This window comes from Bradyrhizobium sp. STM 3561 (assembly GCF_045571455.1).
Lineage (GTDB): Bacteria > Pseudomonadota > Alphaproteobacteria > Rhizobiales > Xanthobacteraceae > Bradyrhizobium > Bradyrhizobium vignae.
This window is the reverse complement of the sequence record NZ_CP120695.1, coordinates 2917072-2938358: the sequence shown is the minus strand read 5'-3', so window position 1 is coordinate 2938358 and position 21287 is coordinate 2917072. Positions and strand designations below refer to the sequence as shown.

18 protein-coding genes are annotated in these 21287 nt (G+C 65.5%); 10 read left to right on the top strand and 8 right to left on the bottom strand.

The window, feature by feature from the left end; genetic code table 11:
• Window positions 1-116 precede the first annotated feature (116 nt).
• From P6U28_RS13750 to P6U28_RS13740, 3 genes are all read right to left on the bottom strand, one after another.
• Window positions 117-1340: a GGDEF domain-containing protein gene (locus P6U28_RS13750; protein WP_407122439.1), complete on the bottom strand. Its 1224-nt coding sequence runs from the start codon at window positions 1338-1340 to the stop codon at window positions 117-119.
• 86 nt (window positions 1341-1426) lie between these two features.
• Window positions 1427-2929 (bottom strand): class I adenylate-forming enzyme family protein, encoded by a 1503-nt coding sequence (locus tag P6U28_RS13745; RefSeq protein WP_122403212.1) that lies wholly within the window; start codon window positions 2927-2929, stop codon window positions 1427-1429.
• A gap of 4 nt (window positions 2930-2933) precedes the next feature.
• Window positions 2934-4775: an extracellular solute-binding protein gene (locus tag P6U28_RS13740; protein WP_162500598.1), complete on the bottom strand. Its 1842-nt coding sequence runs from the start codon at window positions 4773-4775 to the stop codon at window positions 2934-2936.
• A 260-nt stretch (window positions 4776-5035) separates the two neighbouring features.
• Between P6U28_RS13740 and P6U28_RS13735 the strand changes: the two genes are divergently transcribed.
• Window positions 5036-5857, top strand: coding sequence for an invasion associated locus B family protein (locus P6U28_RS13735; RefSeq protein WP_122403214.1), 822 nt, complete (start codon window positions 5036-5038; stop codon window positions 5855-5857).
• A 70-nt stretch (window positions 5858-5927) separates the two neighbouring features.
• Here P6U28_RS13735 and hspQ read toward each other — a convergent pair whose 3' ends face one another.
• Entirely contained in the window at window positions 5928-6260 is a 333-nt protein-coding gene (gene hspQ / locus P6U28_RS13730) for a heat shock protein HspQ (protein ID WP_008564941.1), read from the bottom strand.
• A gap of 106 nt (window positions 6261-6366) precedes the next feature.
• Between hspQ and P6U28_RS13725 the strand changes: the two genes are divergently transcribed.
• A complete protein-coding gene (locus P6U28_RS13725) occupies window positions 6367-7320 on the top strand; it encodes an AEC family transporter (protein ID WP_122403215.1) in 954 nt (317 codons plus the stop codon).
• Window positions 7321-7392: 72 nt separating this feature from the next.
• Here the strand turns inward: P6U28_RS13725 and P6U28_RS13720 are convergent, their stop codons facing one another.
• A complete protein-coding gene (locus tag P6U28_RS13720) occupies window positions 7393-8577 on the bottom strand; it encodes a UbiH/UbiF family hydroxylase (protein WP_122403216.1) in 1185 nt (394 codons plus the stop codon).
• An 86-nt stretch (window positions 8578-8663) separates the two neighbouring features.
• Between P6U28_RS13720 and pcsA the strand changes: the two genes are divergently transcribed.
• From pcsA to P6U28_RS13705, 3 genes are all read left to right on the top strand, one after another.
• Window positions 8664-9431, top strand: coding sequence for a phosphatidylcholine synthase (gene pcsA, locus P6U28_RS13715; protein ID WP_122403217.1), 768 nt, complete (start codon window positions 8664-8666; stop codon window positions 9429-9431).
• Window positions 9428-10162, top strand: a complete 735-nt coding sequence (locus tag P6U28_RS13710) for a TerC family protein (protein ID WP_122403218.1) — start codon at window positions 9428-9430, stop codon at window positions 10160-10162. The genes pcsA and P6U28_RS13710 overlap by 4 nt, the downstream gene beginning before the upstream one ends.
• Before the next feature lie 76 nt (window positions 10163-10238).
• Window positions 10239-11213, top strand: coding sequence for a quinone oxidoreductase (locus P6U28_RS13705; RefSeq protein ID WP_122403219.1), 975 nt, complete (start codon window positions 10239-10241; stop codon window positions 11211-11213).
• Between the two features lie 166 nt (window positions 11214-11379).
• On the opposite strand, the gene P6U28_RS13700 is transcribed toward P6U28_RS13705, so the two are convergent.
• Both P6U28_RS13700 and P6U28_RS13695 read right to left on the bottom strand, forming a co-directional pair.
• A complete protein-coding gene (locus P6U28_RS13700) occupies window positions 11380-12576 on the bottom strand; it encodes an acetylornithine transaminase (RefSeq protein WP_122403220.1) in 1197 nt (398 codons plus the stop codon).
• Between the two features lie 267 nt (window positions 12577-12843).
• Window positions 12844-13047: a hypothetical protein gene (locus P6U28_RS13695; RefSeq protein ID WP_376707312.1), complete on the bottom strand. Its 204-nt coding sequence runs from the start codon at window positions 13045-13047 to the stop codon at window positions 12844-12846.
• 162 nt (window positions 13048-13209) lie between these two features.
• Here P6U28_RS13695 and P6U28_RS13690 point away from each other — a divergent pair, with 162 nt between their 5' ends.
• A complete protein-coding gene (locus P6U28_RS13690; protein WP_122403221.1) occupies window positions 13210-14151 on the top strand; it encodes a hypothetical protein in 942 nt (313 codons plus the stop codon).
• A gap of 166 nt (window positions 14152-14317) precedes the next feature.
• Here P6U28_RS13690 and rimO read toward each other — a convergent pair whose 3' ends face one another.
• Window positions 14318-15643 carry a 30S ribosomal protein S12 methylthiotransferase RimO gene (gene rimO / locus P6U28_RS13685; protein ID WP_122403222.1) on the bottom strand — a complete coding sequence of 442 codons (1326 nt, stop codon included), beginning with the start codon at window positions 15641-15643 and terminating at the stop codon, window positions 14318-14320.
• Between the two features lie 110 nt (window positions 15644-15753).
• Here rimO and P6U28_RS13680 point away from each other — a divergent pair, with 110 nt between their 5' ends.
• The 4 genes from P6U28_RS13680 to P6U28_RS13665 all read left to right on the top strand — a co-directional run bounded on the left by P6U28_RS13680 (window position 15754) and on the right by P6U28_RS13665 (window position 21231).
• Complete coding sequence (locus tag P6U28_RS13680) at window positions 15754-16344, top strand: ANTAR domain-containing response regulator (RefSeq protein WP_008564898.1); 591 nt, start codon at window positions 15754-15756, stop codon at window positions 16342-16344.
• Window positions 16341-17504, top strand: a complete 1164-nt coding sequence (locus tag P6U28_RS13675) for a CmpA/NrtA family ABC transporter substrate-binding protein (RefSeq protein WP_122403223.1) — start codon at window positions 16341-16343, stop codon at window positions 17502-17504. Before P6U28_RS13680 ends, P6U28_RS13675 begins: the two co-directional genes overlap by 4 nt.
• 335 nt (window positions 17505-17839) lie before the next feature.
• Window positions 17840-19621 carry a NirA family protein gene (locus P6U28_RS13670; protein ID WP_162500272.1) on the top strand — a complete coding sequence of 594 codons (1782 nt, stop codon included), beginning with the start codon at window positions 17840-17842 and terminating at the stop codon, window positions 19619-19621.
• Window positions 19618-21231 (top strand): sulfite reductase subunit alpha, encoded by a 1614-nt coding sequence (locus P6U28_RS13665; RefSeq protein ID WP_122403225.1) that lies wholly within the window; start codon window positions 19618-19620, stop codon window positions 21229-21231. The genes P6U28_RS13670 and P6U28_RS13665 overlap by 4 nt, the downstream gene beginning before the upstream one ends.
• Window positions 21232-21287: the final 56 nt, after the last annotated feature.

The window sequence follows — 21287 nt, the reverse complement described above, 5'->3', positions numbered from 1 at the left end:
CGTCATTGCGTGGAGCCCTTGCGACGAAGCAATCCAGAATCTTCCCACAGAGACAGTCTGGATTTGCTTCGCTGCGCTCGCAATGACGGTGCTTGTTGCGATAGCGCGCGAGAAAACTACGAGGCCGCCCGCGACGCGTCCGCCGACAGCCGCGCCAGCAGTGACCTTGCCGTATCCGACGGCGATAGCGAGTCCACGCTGACGACGGGATCGCTGCGCATCTCGTGCTTGCCATTGGACGTGTGCCGCATCACCGCGGACAGGCGGCGGGCGATCATATGAGCGGTGCGGAAGTCGGTCTCCGCGAACACGACGATGACGGAGCCGTCCTTCTGTGCCGCGCCAAAATCCATCTGGCGCATCAGGCGGCTGAGGATACGTGCGGCATCGAGCTGGGCGCGGGAATTATTGGGATCGAAGGCGAAGCGGGCGACCGAGAGGCCGCCGCCGCGGGCGAGCGTCTGCTCCACTGCCTTGGCAAAATCCCGGGCAAAGGCTTCCGTCGTGAGCAGGCCGCTGCGTGGATCGAGCCAGCCGCCGGCATCGATTGAGCGCAGCGTGCGGCTCAGCTGCGCTTCCATCGCGTGCTGGCGGATCAAGGGCAGCGCGTTGGCGGCGACCTTGGCCGGCTCGCCCTGGATCAGCTCGAGATTGGGCAGGTCGTTAGTTTGCGTCAGCTGGTGCGCGGTGACGATCACGGGCAGGCTGCGGAAGCGGGTGTCCTCCGCGAGCACCGTGAGGAAGGCATCGGTCACGCGCGCGGTGAAACCTTCGGCGAGCACAACGCCGTCGAGGTCGCGGGTGTTGAGGTGTTTGGCGGCGGCCTCGATCGAGAGCGCGCCGACCACGCCGACGCGCTCACCCAGCGCGACGGAGAGCGCGGGATAGGCAGCGCCGCGACCGATCAGCAGCACGGTGGCGTCGCGTGCGGGATCGCCCGCCGGCAGCGTGACCTTCGCTTCCGGCAGCCGGCGCAGCACCGTTGCATGCAGTGTGCGCACGCGTAGCGCGGCACGGAGCCGCGCGATCAGGCGGTCGGGATTGCCGCCGCGCGAGGAGAAGGGCAGGGCGTTGTGCGGCAGCATGCCCGCCGCATCCAGGGCCACCAAGGGAACGTAAGGCGATTGATCGGCGATCTTCCTTGCGAGGAGCGTCACATGCGGCTCGTGTCCGGCATGCATCGCGGCGAGAACCGCGGCCGGCTGCACCGCTTCGACCGCGCGCGCCGCGCCGGCCCAATCGCTGTCGACCACGGGAAACAGCCGGGCCTCGTCCAGCGCCGCCACGAAGGCCGGGCGCTGGGCATCGGACACAAACAGGATCGGGCCCGCCTGGGACATCAATAGACTCGAGATCACGCAACAGATGCCGCGCAGTCTAGTCGGGTCGCCTTAATGCTGCGTCAATGTGACAGGCGAAACTGTGCTCAAGCAGGCCCGGAGCGGTCGCGAAAAGCCTCAACCATCAGGGGGTTAAGCCCGAGCTCGCTGAGCGCCTCGCGGGCGCGGGCATTGTCCTGGGCGCGCCCGGCAAGCCGGTGCCCGGAGAGGCGGTCGGGCAGCGCCGTGAGCAGGGCGCCCTGGCCGAGCCGGCGCGCCCATTCCTGGAGATCGTTGGAGAGGAAACGGTAGCCGCCGACCGCCATGATGCCGGAAGGCGGCGCGGTGATGCAGATTGCGCCGCTGGTACGGTCGAGCCGCGCCGCATAGCCGGTGTCGACATAATCGCGCGGCGGCTGCGCCGTCAGCGTCTCGCCGACCGGCTGCGGCGGGGCATAAGCTGCGATCGGTACCATCGGCCCGCGCAGGCCGAGCGTGCCCTTCGAGGTCAGCAGGATCTCGCCGGCGATGGAGGAGCCCGACTGCTCGCGCGGGGCGCCGTGCGGCCCGGGCATCACCGGCACCGGCATGCCGTCCTCGCCGCGGCGGGCGCCGAACAATCCGGCCTCGCCGAACAGATAGACGTCGGTCAGCGGTGCATGCGGCGCGATCCAGGCATCGCTCGCCGCGACCTGCTCGGGCGCGCGCCACAGGCCGATGACGTTGCGTAAGCTCGGCATCCGCGCCGCCAGGCCGGCATCGCCGAGGCGCAGCGCGAACTGTGCGGGCGCGATCAGCACCTCGCACTCGTGCTCGTTGATCTGCTGCTCCAGCACCTCGTTGTCGAAGGGATGATGCAGCGCCAGCGTTCCGCCCGAGAGCAGCCACACCGCGAGGGAGGAGGCGAGGCCTGCAAACGACATCGGCGTGAATGCCGCCATCACGGTTGCGCCTTGCTTGATGTCGGCTTCGAGCGACATCGCGAGGCCACCGGCAATCAGGCTGAAATGCGGCCGCGGCACGGGGCGAAAGCCCTCCGCGGTGACGTCGAAGGAGATCATCGCCGCCTTGCGGCCGTCCTGGATCACGGCGCGCGTGGTGCCGGGCGGGCGGGCCAGAACGTCGTCGAGCGAAGCCATGCCCTCGGGCAGATTGCCTCCGAAGCCGCAGACATGACGGATCGAGAACGCCTCGGCAGCGGCGTGCATCGCGAGGTCTGCATGGCCGATGCCGTCGACCGTGCTCATGGTGACGATGGCGCGCGCCGCGGTGCGGTTGAGCGCCGCGGTCAGTTCCGCATGGCGCCACAGCAGCGGCAGCACGGCGACGACGAGGCCGGCGCGATGGGCGGCGAGCACGGTGAGCACGAACTCGACCGTGTTCGGCAACTGGATCGCAACGATGGAATTGGCCGGCAGCCCCGATTCGACGAAATGCGCCGACAGTGCCTCGATGGCCGTGTCGGCCTCGGCGTAGCTCATCCGCCGCGGCTGATGCCCGGTGACGCGCGCCTTGTTGAGGGGATCGAGCAGAGCGGTTGCGTGCGGCTGCCGCGTCAGCGTGCGCTGAAACAGCGTGTCGAGCGTCGGCGATATTGCTGGCTGGTTCACGGCGTCACTTTGCTTGTTGAGCTTGCGGCGGCCCCTTCGACCACCAGGTCTCCGGCAAATAGCCCGAGAGCGAGGTGGCCTTGGGCCGTTCTATCCGATTCCAGCGCGCGATCCATTGCTCCGGTACGTTAAACAGCGGGATCGTATAGAAGCCCGCGATCAGGGCGCGGTCGAGCGCGCGCACCGCCGAGACGAAATCCGTACGTTCGTGGGCCTCGAGCAGGGCAGCGATCATGGCATCGACCGCGGGATCCCTGGCGCCCATGTAATTGCGAGTGCCGGGATTGTCGGCGGCGGCGCTGCCCCAATAGAAATACTGCTCGTTGCCGGGCGACAGCGACTGGTCCCAGCGGTTCTGGATCATGTCGAACTCGTAAGCGAGCCGGCGCTGGTCGAACTGCACGGGATCGACCGAGCGAACGCTCGGCTCGATGCCGGCACGCTTGAGGTCGCGCTGGAACGCGAGCGCGATGCGCTCCTGGTCGCGGGTCGTGACCATGATCTCGAAGGTGAAGGGCGCCTTGGTCGCGCGATTGCGCAGCACTGTTCCTTCGAGATCGTAGCCGGCCTCCGACAACAGCTTGAGCGCGGCGCGCAGGGTGGTGCGATCGCGCCCCGAGCCGTCGGTGACCGGCAGGCGGTAGCTGCCGTCCATGACGTCGCGCGGGATCTGCGCGGCGAAGGGCTTCAGCAGCTCACGCTCGCGCGCATCCGCAGGGCGGCCATAGGCCGACAGCTCCGATCCGGCGAAATAGCCGGCCACACGCGAATAGAGGCCGAAGAAATAGTTGCGATTGACCAGCTCGAAATCGAACAGCAGCGTCAAGGCCTGCCGCACGCGGACGTCGGCGAAGATCGGACGTCGCGCGTTGAACACCAGGAATTCGGAAGGCTGCGGCACGCCGGGCTTGATGGTGTCGCGGATCACCTCGCCGCTTCTGGCGGCCGGAAAATCGTAGCCGTCGTGCCAGCGCAAGGGCTCGTTCTCGACCCGGAAATCGTAGAGGCCGCGCTTGAAGGCCTCGAACTGGCCGTTGGCCTCGCGAAAATAATCGAGCCTGATCTCGTCGAAATTGTAGAGCCCGCGATTGATGGCGAGGTCGCGGCCCCAGTAATCGGGATTGCGGGTGAGCGTCACGCTGGCGCCCGGCTTCACCGCGGTCACGCGATAGGGACCGGAGCCGACCGGCGCCGCCAGCGTCGTCTCCTCGAAGGTCGCGACATCGACCGCGTGCTTCGGCAGGATCGGCATCAGGCCGAGGATCAGCGGCAGCTCTCGGTCGTTGGCGCCGGTGAGGTCGAAACGGACGGTGAGGGAATCCGGCGCCTCGGCCTTGGCGACTTTGGCGTAGTACTGCCGGTGATTGGGGCGGCCGTGGTCGCGCAGCAATTGCCAGGAGAACAGCACGTCCTCGGCCGCTACCTGCTTGCCGTCGGAGAAGCGGGCGCGGGGATCGAGGCGGAACGTGACGAAGCTTCGCTCGTCATTGGTTTCGACCGTCCTGGCGAGCAGGCCGTGCAGCGTGAACGGCTCATCCTGGCCGCGCGCCAGCAGGCTCTCGACGACGTAGCTGCGGACCGGCTGCACCGCCAATCCCTTCACGATGAAGGGATTGAGGCTGTCGAAGGTGCCGAGAATACCCCAGGTCAGGCGGCCGCCCTTGGGGGCATCGGGGTTGGCGTAGGGCATGTGGGTGAAATCGGCCGGCATCGCCGGCTTGCCGTGCATGGCGATGGCATGGGCCTCCTCGGCCCGGGCGCCTGCCGATAGTCCGGTGGCCAGAGCAAGGGCGAGGGCGCAGAGGCGGACGCCGGAGCCCTCGAGAAGGCGCAGGAACATGAACATCGGCACACGGTGATTCGGGGACCGGCGGGCTTGAATCCTATCACAGGGAATTTGATGGAGCGTTGGCACCAGCCCGGTCAAAGACGGTTGTCGGCATTGATCTTTTCGTCGGCCACGTTAAGAAGGCGGGCAATCGCGCAAGAGCGTCGAGCCCGTCACTTATCCGCCTCAATTGACGGGGAGAGAGCCGCGCCCAAGGCGGCCAGGTTCGGCGCTTCGGAGCGGTTCGGGCACTTCCCGTTCAGAAAGGGTTTTCCGCAATGAATTTTCGTTACTTGGCCGCGTCCGTCCGGCCGCGCGGGCGACTTCTCGCCCTGTTGACGGCGACGGCGTTGGCCGTTCCGTTTGCCGCCGAGGCCCAGACCCCTGCGCCGGCCCCGGGCGCGCCCGCCGCGCCGAAGGCCGCCCCGAAAGCGGCTCCCAAGGCTGCTCCAAAGGCTCCGGCGCCCGCGGCGTCTCCGCAGGCCCAGCAGGCTCCCGCCCAGAGCGCTCCGGCCCAGCAGGGCGCGGCGCAGCCCGCCGACCAGCAGATCCAGCTGATCTACGCCCCCTGGACCAAGTTCTGCCTCAAGGGCCAGGACGCCAACGCCAAGCAGGTCTGCTTCACCGGCAAAGACGGCCGCATCGAATCAGGCCAGCCGGTCATCGCGGCCGTCATCATCGAACCGGAAGGCGAGCCCAAGAAGATCCTGCGCGTGACGCTGCCGCTCGGCATGCAGCTGGTTCATGGCACCCGCATCATCGTGGACAACAATCCCCCGCTGCAGCAACCGTATGTGATCTGCTTCCAGAACGGCTGCATGTCCGACTACGAGGCCACGCCCGAACTCATCAACAACATGAAGAAGGGCCAGAATCTCGTTGTCCAGGCGATCAATGCCAACGGCGCGCCGCTGACCCTGCCGCTGCCGCTCGCCGGCGAATTCCAGAAGGCCTATGACGGTCCGCCGACCGATCCCAAGGTGTTCGAGGAAACCCAGAAGAAGCTCCAGGAAGAGCTTCAGAAGAAGGCCGAGGAGCAGCGCAAGAAGCTCGAGCAGCAGGGTGGCGCGCCGGGCGCATCTGCGGCTGGTCAGAAGTAATCGCATCCCAAACATGAAAAAGGCGCTCGGTTCGAGCGCCTTTTTTGTTGCCGCTTGCTGACGGCGAATTTCAGTTCAGCGAGGGATTGCGCGGGCGATAGCCGCCGGCCTTGTCCTTGATGAAGATCTCGGCGACCTGAGAATGCCGGACCGGCTCGCCGGAATCGTCCGGCAACAGGTTCTGCTCCGAGACATAGGCGACGTATTCCGACTCCGCGTTCTCCGCGAGCAGGTGATAGAACGGCTGGTCCTTGTGGGGCCGCACCTCCTCGGGAATCGACAGCCACCACTCCTCGGTGTTGTTGAATTCCGGATCGATGTCGAAGATCACCCCCCGGAACGAGAAGATCCGGTGGCGAACGACCTGTCCGATCTGGAATTTCGCGGTCCGCGCTTTAATCATCCCCCGTCGATAGACCAGGATTGTGGCCGATGCTAGTGCCCAGGTCTGGAATTAACCTTCGTTTCCGGGGCGGATAGCCCCCAAGACTTCAGAAAACACTTCATCAATGGTCGATATCCTCAATCTGGCGCTGCCTTATTTCGGCTTGATCTTCGTTGGTTTCGCGTGCGGCAAGGTCAAGTCCCTCCCGGAATCGGGCCTCGCCTGGATGAACTTCTTCCTCCTCTATGTGTCGCTGCCGGCGCTGCTGTTCGCGATCATGTCGAAGACGCCGTTTTCGGAATTGAATAACCCGCCGTTCCTGGTAGCGACCACGCTGTCGACGGTTGCAGCGTTCACGCTGGCGCTGATGGTCGGCAAGCTGCTCGGCGGGCTGACGCTGCGCGAAGCGACGCTCGCCGGCCTCTCCGGCGGCTACGGCAATATCGGCTATATGGGGCCGGGCTTGGCGCTCGCGGTGCTGGGGTCGAAGGCGGCGGCGCCGACGGCGCTGATCTTCTGCTGTGACAGCATCTTCCTGTTCACGATCGTGCCGCTCCTGATCGAGCTTTCCGACCGCGATCATCCCTCGCTCGTCCACGCCTTTGGCGTCGTGCTGAAGCAGATCGTGCTCAATCCGCTGATCATGTCGGCCTGCTTTGGCGCGGCCGTCGCAGCGCTTCATATCGAGCTGCCGGTCGCGCTCGATCGCACCATCACCTTCCTCCAGAACGCAGCCGCGCCGACCGCGCTGTTCGTGCTCGGCGTGACGGTGGCGCTCCGCCCGTTCGACCGGGTGCCGTGGGAGGTGCCAGGCGTGATCGCGGTCAAGCTCCTGATCCATCCGCTCACGGCGTTCGCTCTGATGCTGGCGTTCGGCCCGTTCGCGCAGCCCTGGGCCGCCACCGCCGTCCTGATGGCCTCGCTGCCGCCGGCGCTGAATGTGTTCGTGATCGCCCGACAGAACGACGCCTGGATCGAATCTGCCTCCGTGGCGGTGCTGCTGGGAACGTTCGCGTCCGTGGTCACGCTGACCAGCGTGATGTGGGCGATCCAGAGCGGGCGGCTGGCGTTTCCGTGAGGGGCCGGAATGTGCACCTCTCCGCAACGGGGAGAGGTGTTCGAGCACGCCCTTGGCGAGTCAGCCCGCGGGCTACCGCCGCCACGTCGGCGTCAGCCCTTCGCGCATCGCAAACCGCCGGAGCGGGCCGATGGCGCCGAGCAGGTGCATGCCGACGGCGCGGACCGGCTGGAGCGGCAGGAAGTCGTTGAGCAGTGAGCGGTTGGCGATGTCGATCGCAAAGGTGCGACTCAAAATGTCCGGCCGCCGCGCGCGCTCGTAACGCTTCAGGACCTCGTCGGCGCCGGGATCCTGCCGCGAGGCGATGGCTTCGCCCGCGAGCCGTGCCATGTCGGCGGCATCGCGCAGGCCGAGATTGAGGCCCTGGGCGCCGATCGGCGGAACGACATGGGCGGCTTCGCCGACCAGCGCGATGCGGTCGCGGCCGAAGGATTTTGGACGTTCGATCGCGAGCGGGAACAGGTTACGGCCGGGCTCGACCGACATGCGCCCCAGAATCGAATGCGACTGCTTCTCGATTGCGGCGGACAGCTCCTCATCGCTCAAGCCGCGAAGCCGTTCGGCCTCCGCAGGCGCCGAGACCCAGACGACGCTGGAGCGGTTGCCGGGCAGGGGCACGAACACGCAGGGACCGTGCGGCGTGTGGAACTCGGTCGAGACATTGCGATGCGGCCGGGCGTGGCCGACGTTGAAGGTCAGCGCGGTCTGGTTCAGCTCGCGCCGCGTCACGGCGATGCCGGCGGCCTCGCGGCACAGCGAGTGCCGGCCGTCGGCACCGACCACCAGGCGGGCCGAGAGAAACTGTCCGGAGGCCGTGCGCACCGCGACGTCATCGGCTTCGATGACGACGCTTTCGGCCTCGTCGTCGAAGCGGACGAGGTTGGCCAGCTCAGCCGCGCGCGCCTCCAGCGCCAGCATCAGCGAGCGGTTGTCGATGTTGTAGCCGAACGCATCGAGGCCGATTTCGTGACAGGAGAAGCGGACCTCGGGGCTGCGGAATAGCCGGCCGGTGTCGTCGACGAGACGCATGACCTCCAGCGCTGCCGCCTTGTCCTTGCAGCGCGACCAGACGTCGAGCATCTCCAGCAGGTCGATGGAGGCACCGAGCAGCGCGGTGGTGCGATTGTCGGCGTAGGGCACGCGCCGGGCCACCAGCGCGGTCCGTGCACCCGCTTGCGCCAGCGCGATGGCCGCCGCAAGTCCCGCCGGTCCGCCGCCGATCACGGCCGCGTCATGGAGTGTCGATGCATCTGTCATGGAACGACATTTGACACGCCCCGCGGCAAATTCAAGCCCGCTGATTTTGCCTGATTTTATGACGAATTGTGCGATCGTGCGCCGCAATGTCGGATGTGCAAACCGGTCGCATTCTGATAGCAGAAGCCATGGACACGCAGCAGGATTCCCTGAAGCCGAGACCGGCGATCCGCGCCGCAGCCTTCTCGGTGCACATTTTCACCGCGTTCGGTGCGGCGGTCGCGCTCTTGGCGATGCTGGAGGCCGTGCGCGAGCACTGGGCGGCGATGTTTCAATGGCTCGGCGTCGCGCTGATCATCGACGCGATCGACGGGCCGATCGCGCGCCGGCTCGACGTCAAGAACGTGCAGCCGAACTGGTCGGGCGACGTGCTCGATCTCGTGGTCGACTTCGTCACCTATGTGTTCGTGCCGGCCTATGCGATTGTGGCGAGCGGGCTGTTGCTGCCGGTCGCAGCTCCGTTGCTCGGCGTCGCCATCATCGTCACCAGCGCATTGTATTTCGCCGATCTGCGCATGAAGGCCGACGACAATCATTTCCGCGGCTTCCCGGCGCTGTGGAATGCGGCGGCCTTCTACCTGTTCCTGCTGCATTGGCCGCCGCTCTGGTCGACGCTGCTGGTGGCCGCGCTCGTCGTGCTGACCTTCGTGCCGTTCCATGTGCTGCATCCGGTCCGCGTCGTTCGGCTGCGCTGGCTGACGATGTCGCTGATCGCGATCTGGGCGGTGCTCGGCCTCTACACGCTGGAGATGGATTTTCGCGTCGGCACCGGCGTCACCGTCGCGCTCTGCGCCATCGCGCTCTGGATCACCTTTAGCGATGCCTTGATCCGCCTCGCGAGATCCTTCGCGTGATGCACCTGCTGACCAGCCCCGAAGCCTGGGCGGCGCTGCTGACGCTGACGTCGCTCGAGATCGTGCTCGGCATCGACAACGTCATCTTCCTGTCGGTGATCGTCTCGCGCATCCCCGAGCAGCAGGCGCACCGCGCCCGTCAGATCGGGCTCGCGCTGGCACTCGTGTTTCGCATCATCCTGCTCAGCGTCCTCGTCTGGCTGATCGGCCTGACCGTGCCGGTGTTCTCGTTTGCCGGCTACGACTTCTCCTGGCGCGATCTCATCCTGATCGGCGGCGGCCTGTTCCTGATCGCAAAGGCGACGCACGAGATTCACGGCGAGGTCGAAGCCGATGACGGCGAGGCCGACGAGGGGTCCGCGGGCAACGCGTTCTTCTGGGTGATCGTCCAGATCGTGATCATCGACATCGTGTTCTCGCTGGACTCGATCATCACCGCGATTGGCATGGCCCAGGACATCGAGATCATGATCGCGGCCGTCGTGATCGCCTGCCTGGTCATGTACATTTCGTCCGGGCCGGTGTCGCGATTCGTCGCGGAACATCCGACCACGAAGATGCTGGCGCTGGCCTTCCTGGTGCTGATCGGCGTCGCGCTGGTTGCGGACGGATTCAAATTCCACATTCCACGCGGCTACATCTATTTCGCAATTGCGTTCTCGGCGGCGGTCGAATTCTTCAACGTGCTGGCCAAGCGCAACCGCAAGAAAACCAGCAAGCAGTCGGTCTAGTCGTTCCCGTCGGCGTCGAGTTGACAAGGCGGGCGCGATGTCTTTCGCTCAGCCCTGGAGAAGAGGAGGTCAGGCGATGACCAAAGCCATCCGTGTGCACAAGGTCGGTGGCCCCGAAGCCCTGGTCTATGAGAGCGTCGACGTGCCGGCGCCTGGGCCGGGCGAGGTGCGCATCCGCCAGCATGCGGTGGGCCTCAACTTCATCGACGTCTACTACCGCACCGGCCTCTATAAGGCGCCGGAGCAGCCCTTCATCGCCGGCAATGAGGCTTCCGGCGAGGTTGTCGCGGTTGGAGCTGGCGTCACGCATTTCCATCCCGGCGACCGCGTCGCCTACTACCACAATCTCGGCGCCTATACCGGCGAGCGCAACATCCCCTGGGAGAAGCTGGTCAAGCTGCCCGACCACATCACCTACGAGCAGGGCGCCGTGCTGATGTTGAAGGGGCTCACCGTCTGGTATCTGCTGCACAAGACTTTCAAGGTCGAGCCGCACCATCGCGTGCTGATCCATGCTGCGGCGGGCGGCATCGGCTTGCTTGCCTGTCAATGGGCGCGGGCGCTCGGCGCCCATGTCATCGGCACCGTCGGCTCGCGCGAGAAGGCCGAGCTTGCTGAGGCCAACGGCTGCGACCACGTCATCCTCTACAACGAGGAGGATTTCGTTGCGCGCGTGAAGCAGATCAGCCGCAACGAGGGCTGCGACGTCGTCTATGACGGCGTCGGCAAGGCGACCTTCCCGGGTTCGCTGTCCTGCCTGAAGCCGCGCGGCATGTTCGTCTCGTTCGGCAATGCCTCCGGTCCCGTGCCGCCGTTCGCGATCGCCGAGCTAAACAATCACGGCTCGCTGTTTGCGACACGGCCCAAGCTCAACGACTATGTCGGTACGCGCAGGGAGCTGTTGGAAGGCGCCGACACGTTGTTCGCCGCCGTCATCAACGGCAAGCTGCACGTGCCGATCAACCACGCCTACGCGCTGAAGGACGCCGCCAAGGCCCATATCGATCTCGAAAGCCGCAAGACCACGGGGGCGTCGATCTTGAAGCCTTAGGTCTTCCGTCACCGTCCGCTCTCGTGTCCCGGACGAGCTGCAATGCGCGAGCATTGCAGCGCTGAGCCGGGACCCGTATGCAGCGCGCGATGCGGAGAGATGGGCCCCGGCTCTGCAGCGCACCGCCGACGGGGCGCTGCGTTGCGTCCGGGGCACGGGACGTATCTTACGCGACTCTCCGTGCCGCGCCGGCCTTGGTCAATATCCCGTCGAGGCAATCGATCATCTCGGCGATCTCTGCCTTCGTGACGTTCAGCGCGGGCATGAAGCGCAGCGTGTCAAGCTGCGGTGCGTTCAGCAGCACGCCGGCTTCGAACGCCTGCGCGACGATGCTTGGCGCGATCGGCAGCTTGAGGTCGAGCGCGAGCAGCAGCCCGCGTCCGCGCACGCCGCCCAGGCCATGCCGCGCGGAGACCTTCTGCAACTCGCTCTCGAGCAAGAGGCCGGTCTCGGTCACCGCCTTGAGGAAGTCGGGCTTCTTGATCTCCTCGAGCACCGCAAGACCCGCCGCGCACATGATCGGGTTGCCGTTGAATGTGCCGCCCTGGTCGCCGTGCTCGAAGCAGGAGGCGCGTTCGGTCGCGAGCAGGGCGGCGAGCGGCACGCCGCCGCCGATGCCCTTGCCCAGCGTCATGATGTCGGGTGCGATCCCGGTGTGCTCGTAGTGGAAGAGTTTTCCGGTCCGGCCCATGCCGGTCTGGATCTCGTCAAAGATGAGCAGCAGGCCGTGCGCCTCGGTCAGCGCGCGCAGCTGCTGCAAGAATTGATCAGTCGCGGGCCACACGCCGGATTCACCCTGGATCGGCTCGAGCATCACCGCGACGGTGTTGTCGTTGATCAGCTTCTCGACCGAGGCAATGTCGTTCAGCTTCGCCTTCTTGAAGCCGGCGACCTTCGGCTCGAACAGCGGCGCGAACGCCTTCTTGCCCGAGGCCGACATCGTCGCCAGCGTCCTGCCGTGGAAGCCGCCTTCGAAGCTGATGATCTCGAACGCGCCGCCCTTGTGCAGGCTGCCATATTTCCGCGCGAGCTTGATCGCGCCTTCATTGGCCTCCGCACCCGAGTTGGCAAAGAACACCTGATCGAACGCACTGTTCTCGACAAGCGCCTGCGCCAGCTTGAGGCTCGGCTCGTTGTAGAAGGCCGGGCTCGGCGTCAACAGCCGCTTGGCTTGCGCGCTAAGCGCGTCGGCGATCACGGGCGGCGAGTGGCCGAGGCAGTTCACAGCCCAGCCCTGCACGAAGTCGAGATAGCGCTTGCGGTTGTCGTCCCAGAGGTAGGAGCCGGCGCCGCGGACGAACACGGCCTTGGGCCGTGCGGTGATGTCCATCAGCGCGTCATACGGATGCGTGGCGGTGGTCATGTCGAACTCCTCTGGAGGCGGGTGGAAAGCGGGCGCAAAAGCAGAAAGGCCGCACCTTGCGGGTGCGGCCTTCTCGAAAACTGGCTGAATTCAGTGGTTCAGCGGCGTCGTCGGACATGGCGCACCCTCTCATCGTCGCGGAAGCGACGACGGAGCATTTCGGTGCGCAGGTTGGTCCGAGAGTTGATCATGGGGCGCGTCCCTACAGCCGAATAGCAGAACTTGTCAAGCAGGCATTTTGCATGATGCTCGCCGAGCGTGCATCGGTCAGGTCGAATGCGCGGCTTCCTCGTTGTCGCCTTTGCCCCAATCCGCATCCGCAATCGCCGTGTCGATCAGCTCGCCGCGCATCAGCTTCAGCGGTGAATTCCAATACAGCGCGATGTTGTGGAAGGGTCGGTCAGCAGCTTGAACACTCAGACGAGGCCGGTCGTGACGTCGCGCGTGACGAATAGCTGCAGCATGGCTCACGCAGCCTGCTCCCGATACCGGTTGTTTCACGCCGTTTCATCGCTCGTCGCGCAGCAACCATCGCATCGCTGGCGCGTTTGTGATCAAAGCACGCGATTTGGTTCGAACCGGTCGCGACTCGGCTCAGACCAAGAGTAGCGGGACCAACGAGACAGTTCAGCCTTGTCCAACACGCCTTACCCGATCGACCTCGACAGCATCCGCGGCGCATTTCCGCCGGGCATCGACGCGCCGCCGCTGCTGGTCGATTTTGCCGCCTGGCTCGAGGGGCGCCCCTGGGGCAGCGTCGGCCGCTTCTCCTTGCAAGGCCAGTTCTCCGATTCCGCGCCGATCGTCGACGGCAGTCCGTTGCGCGACAGGTTCTCGCTGTTCATGCGACTGCCGGATGGTTCGGCCGTCGGCGGCTGGTATGGCGCCGGTCTCGACCGCGACAATCCGCCGATCGTCGGGCTGGGATCGGAGGGCGATTACGAATTGCTGGCGCCGAGCCTCGACGGCTTGCTCGCAAAACTGACGTCGCAGCAGTTCGACAAGGCCTGGAGCGATCTCCTGCCGGATGAGGAGGTCGAGTGTCAGACCGTCGAGCTTGCGCAGTGGCTCGCACGGCGGCCGATTGGCGAGCCGGCGCCTTCCGAGAGCGACGCTTCGGATTTGCCCGACTTCCGGGGCTTCATGGAACAATGGGTGCGGGAGCGCGAGGAATATTGGGCCAATCACCGCCTGATGGCCGAGCTCGGCTGGCGACTCGCCGCGCATCTGCCCGATGGCAAGAAGCCATGGGACCAGACGCGCTTCGAGATCGCCATCGTCGGCGCACAATATCAGGCGCGCGTGCTGAGGCGCGGGCCGCAGCCTTTCGAGGAGGCCGCCTCGATCGAATCCCTGCTGCGCGATCTGCGCGAGGAGATGCGCCGCGCACAGCCCGAGCTCGGGCTGTGGTACGCGATGAATTTCGGCCTCCATGCCGATGGCCGCATCATGCCGAGCTTCGAATACGATTTGCACCCGACCATCGATGGCGAGCCGGCGCTGCTGTCCGAAGCGAAGGCCGATCTCGCCCGCGCGCCAAGGCCGGAGCGCTGGGTGCCGAAGTGGCTGGCGTGACGGGGCTGTAGAAGGGCGACGTTAGCAGCTAGGACTCTCGTACCCACAGGAGTTGCCCGGGCTTGTCCCGGGCATCCACGTTCTTTGCGCGTGGGGAGGACGTGGATGGCCGGGTCAAGCCCCGGCCATGACGACGTGGAAGCGTCGGTGAGCCCAAAACGCCCCCTCAGAATCCCGCGACGCTGCCGTGTAGATCGTATTCGTCCGCGCGCTCGATCTTCGCGGTGACGATCTCGCCGACACGCAAGGGGCGGCGGCTGGAGAGATAGACCGCGCCGTCGATCTCTGGCGCATCGGCCTTGGAGCGGCCCTTTGCCACGGTCGGACCGACCTCGTCGATGATGATCTGCTGGCGCGTGCCGACCTTGCGCTTCAGCCTGCGCGCCGAGATCTTCTGCTGCCTGGCCATCAGCGCGTTGTAGCGCTCCTGCTTGACCTCTTCGGGCACGGGGTTCTCGATCGCATTCGAGGTGGCGCCCGCCACCGGCTCGTATTTGAAGCAGCCGACACGGTCGATCTCGGCTTCATCGAGCCAGTCGAGCAGATAGGCGAAATCGGAATCGGTCTCGCCGGGGAAGCCGACGATGAAGGTCGAGCGCAAAGCGAGATCGGGGCATTCCTCGCGCCAGCGCTTGATCCGCGCCAGTGTCTTGTCCTGCGCCGCCGGGCGCTTCATCGCCTTCAGCACCTCGGGGCTCGCATGCTGGAACGGGATGTCGAGATAGGGCAGCACCTTGCCCTCGTTCATCAGCGCGATGACCTCGTCGACATGCGGGTAGGGGTAGACATATTGCAGCCGGACCCAGGCCCCGAGCTCGCCGAGCTCGCGCGCGAGGTCGAGGAACTTGGCGCGGACCTGGCGGTCCTTCCACGGGCTCTCGGCGTATTTCAGGTCGACGCCATAGGCCGAGGTGTCCTGCGAGATCACCAGCAGCTCCTTGACGCCTGCGCCGACCAGACGTTCGGCCTCGCGCAGCACGTCATTGGCCGGGCGCGAGACGAGATCGCCGCGCAGCTTCGGGATGATGCAGAAGGTGCAGCGGTTGTTGCAGCCCTCGGAGATCTTCAAATACGCGTAGTGCCGCGGCGTCAGCTTGATGCCCTGCGGCGGCACCAGGTCGAGATGCGGATTGTGCGCCGGCGGCAGCGCGCGGTGCACAGCGTCGAGCACGCTCTCATATTGCTGCGGCCCGGTGATGGAGAGCACGCCGGGATAGGCCTGCTCGATCGCTTCCGGTTCAGCGCCCATGCAGCCGGTCACGATCACCTTGCCGTTCTCGGCCATGGCCTCGCCGATCGCCGAGAGCGATTCCTGCTTTGCGCTGTCGAGGAAACCGCAGGTGTTGACGATGACGATATCGGCCCCGTCATGCTTGCGGGCGAGCTCATAGCCCTCCGCGCGCAGGCGCGTGATGATGCGCTCGGAATCCACCAATGCCTTGGGACACCCGAGCGACACGAAGCTGACCTTGGGCGCAGCCGTCTGATCCATATCTGATCTGCCTGATTGACCGGCCTGAGCTAGTCCCAATTGCCCATAATTACAACCCTTTGCAGGGCGTTCGGGCGTGCTATGGATGAATCACCTGCCGTGAGTGAGCCATGAGCGCCGAACAGTCGCCCAAAATCGTGATCGTCGACGAAAGCCCGATCCGGGCCGCGATCCTGGAGGAGGGTTTGCGGGAGGCCGGATTCACCCAGGTCGTCCATATCCGCGAGATGCAGAGCCTGCTCGCCCGTATTTATGCGGTGGACCCCGACATCATTCTGATCGATCTGGAGAACCCCAGCCGCGACGTGCTGGAGGCGATGTTCCAGGTCAGCCGCGCCGTGAAGCGGCCGATCGCGATGTTCGTCGACCAGAGCGATTCAGCCTCGATCCAGGCCTCGGTCGAGGCGGGGGTGTCGGCCTACATCGTCGACGGGCTGAAGAAGGAGCGCATCAAGCCGATCCTCGACCTCTGCGTGTCCCGCTTCAACGCCTTCGCCAAACTCCAGGAGGAGCTGGAGCGCACCAAGTCGCAGCTCGAGGACCGCAAGATCATCGAACGCGCCAAGGGCATCCTGATGAAGGTGAAGGGCCTGACCGAGGACGAGGCCTATGTGCTGCTGCGCTCCACCGCGATGCGCGAGAAGAAGAAAATCGGCGAGATTGCGCAGTCGATCATCACCGCGTCGGAGATGCTGAAATGACCGCCACCCTCCGCATCGGGTTCATTCCGCTGGTCGATGCCGCCGCCCTGATCGTCGCGGTCGACAAGGGATTTGCCGCCACTGAGGGGCTCGAGGTCGAGCTGGTGCGCGAGGTCTCCTGGTCCAACGTCCGCGACAAGCTCAACATCGGCCTGTTCGACGCGGCGCATCTCTTGGCGCCTGTCGCGATCGCGTCCTCGCTGGGGCTCGGCCACGTCAAGGTGCCGATCGCAGCGCCTTTCAATCTCGGCATCAACGGCAACGCAATCACGGTGTCGCCGGCGCTCCATGCCGCGCTGATGGAGGAGATCGAGGGCGATCGTTTCGACCCGATGGCGACCGCGAAGGCGCTGGCGAAGGTCGTTGCCGTCAGGCGCAAGCTAGGCGCCGAGCCGCTGACCTTCGGAATGACCTTCCCGTTCTCGACGCACAATTATCAGCTGCGGTTCTGGATGGCCGCGGCGGGCGTTGATCCCGACGAGGACGTGCGCCTCGTGGTGCTGCCGCCGCCCTATATGGTCGACAGCCTCAAGAACGGCCATGTCGATGCGTTCTGCGTCGGCGCGCCCTGGAACTCGATCGCGGTCGACCTCGGCATCGGCCACATCCTGCATTTCGTCTCCGACATCCTGGTCCGAGCAGCGGAGAAGGTGCTGGCGGTCCGCCAGACCTGGGCCGACAAGAATCCGGATGTGGTCGCAGCCCTGGTGCGGGCCGCGGTGAAGGCGGCCGAGTTCATCGAGCATCCCGAGAACCGGGCCGAGGCGGCGGAAATCCTGGCGCAGCCGGAACGGATCGGCGTCGACGCAGAGGTCATCCAGCGCACCCTCACCGGGCGCCTGAAGATCTCGCCCGATGGCACTTTCCGCGAAAGCAGCCGCTACCTTTTGGTCGGACGCGAAGGGGCAGGGCGGCCCGATCCGGTCCAGGCCGCCTGGCTCTATGCGCAGATGGTGCGGTGGGGACAGACGGCGCTGACCCCTGACGGCGTCAAGACGGCGATGGCGGTGTTCAGGCCCGATCTCTACGACGCGGCGCTCGGCAACAGCACGCCGGCCGAAGCTCCCGCAGCGTTCGGCGCCTTTGCCGGCCCGGCGTTTGACCCGACCGATATCCGCGGACATCTCGAGGCCTTTGGGGTCGGGCGCTGGAAGGCCTGATTCGGAGTTGCGTCGTTTTTGAGCATACCGCCTGCCTGGCTAATGTTTGAGCGCGCTGCTCGAATTTCGGGAGAGTTCCCAGGCGTGGATCCACTCGGCCTCCTTTTAACTCTCTGAAATTTCAAGATTTTTGATTCCCGCCAAGCTGGCACGCAACTTGAATATTGCACTGCGGCCAGCTTGTCATAGGTGCCTGCTGAGCCAAGTCCCACAGCAACGAAGCTGATCGGACCGTCGGGTTGCGAAGCAGGCGTCAGAGCCAGCTGAGTTTCCCGCGGGTCGCGCAATTTTCCGTCGATGCCACCGAGGTGGCCGCAGGAGCTTCGTTACACACCATGAAAATCGATACGGTCTCAGTCGACTTTACCGACGAGCAGAAACGCTATCTCGAAGGCTTCACGACGGGCCTGCAGATCAGCCGGGTCGGCCGCGGCCTTGGCACGGGCACCGGCAAGACGAATGCCGAGCCGACCGGTCCCGATGCCGTTCACATCAAGGCGCAGGACAAGGTGATCGCGGCGGGCAAGAAGCTTGCCGACCAGGAGAAGTTCAAGCGCGAGGAGCATCCCTTCGACGCCTATCCCCGGCTGCGCCAGCAGGCGCGCGACAACACCCCGCCGAGCCCGGCGGACAATTTCCGCTGGCGCTATTACGGCATCTTCTATGTCGCGCCGACGCAGGACTCCTACATGTGCCGCCTGCGCATTCCGAACGGCATCATGAAGCACTGGCAGCTGTCGGGCCTTGCCGATCTCGCCGACGAGCTCTGCGGTCCCTACAGCCACGTCACGACGCGCGCCAATCTCCAGCTGCGCGAGATCCCGCCGAAGCACGCGATCAGGATGATCGAAGGCATCCAGGACCTCGGCCTGTGCTCACGCGGCTCCGGCGCCGACAACATCCGCAACGTGACGGGAACGCCGACGGCCGGCATCGATCCGCAGGAAATCATCGACACGCGGCCCTATGCGCGCGAGTGGCACTATCACATCCTCAACGACCGCTCGCTCTATGGCCTGCCGCGCAAGTTCAACGTCGCCTTCGACGGCGCCGGCAGGATCGCGGTGCTCGAGGAGACCAACGACATCGCCTTCACCGCGTACGAGGTGAAGGACGGTTTCGGCGTCGAGCCCAGCATCTGGTTCCGGCTCGGTCTCGGCGGCATCACCGGCCACAAGGATTTTGCAAAATATTCCGGCATCATCGTCAAGCCGGAGCAGGCGACTGCCGTCGCCGACGCCATCGTGCGCGTGTTCATCGATCATGGCGACCGCACCAATCGCAACAAGGCACGGCTGAAATACGTGCTCGACAGCGTGGGCCACGACGGCTTCCTCAAGCTGGTCGAAGAGCGGCTGAAGAAGCCGTTCACGCGTGTGCCGGAAGAGGCGTTTGCGCCGCGGCCTGCCGCCGACCGTCTGGCCCATATCGGCGTGCACAAGCAGAAGCAGGACGGGCTCAACTGGATCGGCGTGTCGCTGACGCTCGGCAAGCTCACCTCCGATCAGATGCGCGGCCTCGCCAAGGTTTCGCGCGATCTCGGCGACGGCGAGATCCGTCTCACGGTCTGGCAGAACCTCCTGCTTTCAGGCGTGCGCGACGAGAATGTCGAGCTTGCCGTCGCGGCCATCAAGCAGATCGGGCTCGCAGTCGAGGCCTCGCACATCCGCGCCGGCCTGATCGCCTGCACGGGCAATGCCGGTTGCCGCTTTGCCGCTGCCAATACCAAGCGCCACGCCGCCGAGATCGGCGACTGGTGCGAGCCGCGCGTCGCGATGGACAAGCCGGTGAACATCCATGTCACTGGCTGTCACCATTCCTGCGCGCAGCACTACATCAGCGATATCGGCCTGATTGGCGCGCGTGTGCCGGTCGGCGAGGAAGACACGGTCGAGGGCTATCACCTCTTCACCGGCGGCGGGTTCGGCCCCGATGCCGACGTCGGGCAGGAAGTCTATCACGACCTCAAGGCCGAGGACGCACCGAAGACGGTCGAAAAACTGCTCAAGGCCTATATCGCCCATCGCTCGTCTCCCGATGAAACCTTCCTGTCCTTTGCGCGCCGCCACGACGGCGAGACGCTGCGCAAGCTGGCCGATGCACAGGTGTCCGCATGAACCAGATCACCCCACCGCCGAAACTCGACCTCATTCCCGCGAGCGCGCCGTTCTCCGATGCGCAGCGTTCCTGGCTGAACGGCTTCTTCGCCGGGCTGCTGTCGCCGGACGTTGCCGCGCCGCTGTCGGCGGAGCAGGGCGCCGCCGTCATGCAGGGAGCGGCCGGCGACGGCGATGACGGCGAAGCGCCATGGCATGACCAGACCATGCCGATCGCCGAGCGGATGAAGCTCGCCGAGGGACGCCCCCTGCGGCGCAAGATGATGGCAGCGATGGCGCAGCAGGATTGCGGCCAGTGCGGCTACAATTGCCACGACTATTCGGAGGCGATCGCGAGCCGCAGCGAAGCGCGGCTCAATCTGTGCGTTCCCGGCGGCAAGGAAACCGCGCGGATGCTGAAGTCGCTGTACGAGGAGCTCGACAAGGCGCCCGTGGCGAAAGCTCCCGAGAAGACGGACGCGGTGGCCGCGCCGGCCGTGACCGTGACCATCGCAGAGCCCGGCCGCTCGCGCGACAATCCGATTCAAGCGACGTTCCTGTCGCGCCGTCTTCTCAACAAGGGCAAGTCGGAGAAGGAGACCTATCACATCGAGTTCGATCTCTCCGAGAGCAAGCTCGACTATGTCGTTGGTGATTCCTTCGGCGTCTTCCCGCGCAACGATATCGGCCTCGTCGACCAGGTCATCGCGCTGCTCGGCGCCTCCCACACCACCAAAGTGAACGGCAAGACGCTGCGCGAGGTGCTGATCGATGACGTCTCGCTGTCGCCGGCGCCCGACACGCTGTTCGAGCTGATCTCCTTCATCACCGGCGGCGCGCAGCGCGAGAAGGCGCGAGCGCTGGCGCAGGGCGAGGATCCCGATGGCGATGCCGCGACCCTCGACGTGATGGCGGCGCTGCAGAAGTTTTCCGGCACGCGGCCGCATCCGGAGGCGTTCGTCGAGGCGCTGGAGCCGCTGCAGCCGCGGCTTTACTCGATCTCGTCCTCGCACAACGCGACGCCGGGAAAACTGTCGCTGACAGTCGACTCGGTGCGCTACGTCATCGGCAAGCGCAAGCGCCTCGGCGTCGCCTCGACCTTCCTCGGCGAGCGCATCGCCGAGGGCGAGAAGCTCAAGGTCTATGTGCAGAAGGCGCACAATTTCGGCCTGCCGCAAGACCCGAAGACGCCGATCATCATGGTCGGACCCGGCACCGGCATCGCGCCATTCCGCGCCTTCCTGCTCGATCGCAAGGCGACCGGCGCGCCCGGCAAGAACTGGCTGTTCTTCGGTCATCAGCGCAGCGATTGCGATTTCTTCTACCAGGAGGAGCTCAACGCGATGAAGACCTCTGGGCTGCTCACGCGCCTGTCGCTGGCCTGGTCGCGCGACGGCGAGAAGAAGTTCTACGTGCAGGACCGCATGCGCGAGGTCGGCCGCGAGCTGTGGACCTGGCTCGCCGAAGGCGCGCATCTCTATATCTGCGGCGATGCCAAGCGCATGGCCAAGGATGTCGAGCGCGCGCTGGTCGATATCGTCGCCCAGTTCGGCGCGCGTTCGACGGATGAGGCCGTCAGTTTCGTTGCCGAGCTCAAGAAGACCGGCCGCTTCCAGGCGGACGTGTACTAACCACTGCCACTCCGCCGTCGTCCGAGCCGGTTCCAACTGGCTCGGATTTGAACGAA

Excerpts from the sequence above, each read along its gene's own strand:
- P6U28_RS13665 (WP_122403225.1), top strand. The coding sequence starts at position 19,618 with ATGAACCAGATCACCCCACCGCCGAAACTCGACCTCATTCCCGCGAGC.
- P6U28_RS13675 (WP_122403223.1), top strand. The coding sequence starts at position 16,341 with ATGACCGCCACCCTCCGCATCGGGTTCATTCCGCTGGTCGATGCCGCC.
- P6U28_RS13735 (WP_122403214.1), top strand. The coding sequence starts at position 5,036 with ATGAATTTTCGTTACTTGGCCGCGTCCGTCCGGCCGCGCGGGCGACTT.
- P6U28_RS13750 (WP_407122439.1), bottom strand. The coding sequence starts at position 1,340 with ATGTCCCAGGCGGGCCCGATCCTGTTTGTGTCCGATGCCCAGCGCCCG.
- pcsA (WP_122403217.1), top strand. The coding sequence starts at position 8,664 with ATGTCGGATGTGCAAACCGGTCGCATTCTGATAGCAGAAGCCATGGAC.
- P6U28_RS13705 (WP_122403219.1), top strand. The coding sequence starts at position 10,239 with ATGACCAAAGCCATCCGTGTGCACAAGGTCGGTGGCCCCGAAGCCCTG.
- P6U28_RS13680 (WP_008564898.1), top strand. The coding sequence starts at position 15,754 with ATGAGCGCCGAACAGTCGCCCAAAATCGTGATCGTCGACGAAAGCCCG.
- P6U28_RS13725 (WP_122403215.1), top strand. The coding sequence starts at position 6,367 with ATGGTCGATATCCTCAATCTGGCGCTGCCTTATTTCGGCTTGATCTTC.
- P6U28_RS13670 (WP_162500272.1), top strand. The coding sequence starts at position 17,840 with ATGAAAATCGATACGGTCTCAGTCGACTTTACCGACGAGCAGAAACGC.
- P6U28_RS13740 (WP_162500598.1), bottom strand. The coding sequence starts at position 4,775 with ATGTTCATGTTCCTGCGCCTTCTCGAGGGCTCCGGCGTCCGCCTCTGC.
- rimO (WP_122403222.1), bottom strand. The coding sequence starts at position 15,643 with ATGGATCAGACGGCTGCGCCCAAGGTCAGCTTCGTGTCGCTCGGGTGT.
- hspQ (WP_008564941.1), bottom strand. The coding sequence starts at position 6,260 with ATGATTAAAGCGCGGACCGCGAAATTCCAGATCGGACAGGTCGTTCGC.
- P6U28_RS13700 (WP_122403220.1), bottom strand. The coding sequence starts at position 12,576 with ATGACCACCGCCACGCATCCGTATGACGCGCTGATGGACATCACCGCA.
- P6U28_RS13720 (WP_122403216.1), bottom strand. The coding sequence starts at position 8,577 with ATGACAGATGCATCGACACTCCATGACGCGGCCGTGATCGGCGGCGGA.